Genomic DNA, 373 nt, shown 5'->3' with positions numbered 1-373 from the left:
ACAGATATCGTAATTACCGACATCAAAATCACTATAATAAGTGGGTACGGACGTATATTCCGTCGCTGTAGAAAGTGAAAATCCGTGCTTTTTATCCAAGCGATGATGCTTGATGAAGCCGGTCAGTAAAACAGTGAAACCTGGCTTCAGCTCTGCCCAGCGCACCTCGCTTTGTTGAGCAAAAGCGGGCAATGAAAGACCCGTGAGTGCACCTGCAGCCGCGATACCGCCTCCACAGAGCATGGTTCTGCGTGTCATTCTATTCATAAATTTTCTCCCTCCCGAGCAACAAGACTTAAAGCGAATACGCCTCACTCTGTTTTGCCTCCCGCAATTACAGAATGTCTCTTATTCTTCTAAAACTTACTCCGAT

General features: G+C 46.1%; 1 pseudogene. It reads right to left on the bottom strand.

The features are described from left to right. Positions 1 to 267: pseudogene (locus HBA93_RS19250) on the bottom strand (ABC transporter substrate-binding protein); the annotation flags it as partial. Between the last annotated feature and the right edge of the window lie 106 nt (positions 268 to 373).

It is taken from the genome of Ochrobactrum sp. SFR4, from assembly GCF_019730395.1.
Taxonomy (GTDB): Bacteria; Pseudomonadota; Alphaproteobacteria; order Rhizobiales; family Rhizobiaceae; genus Pseudochrobactrum.
The sequence above is the reverse complement of the archived record's forward strand: the minus strand, read 5'-3'. Positions and strand labels throughout refer to the sequence as shown.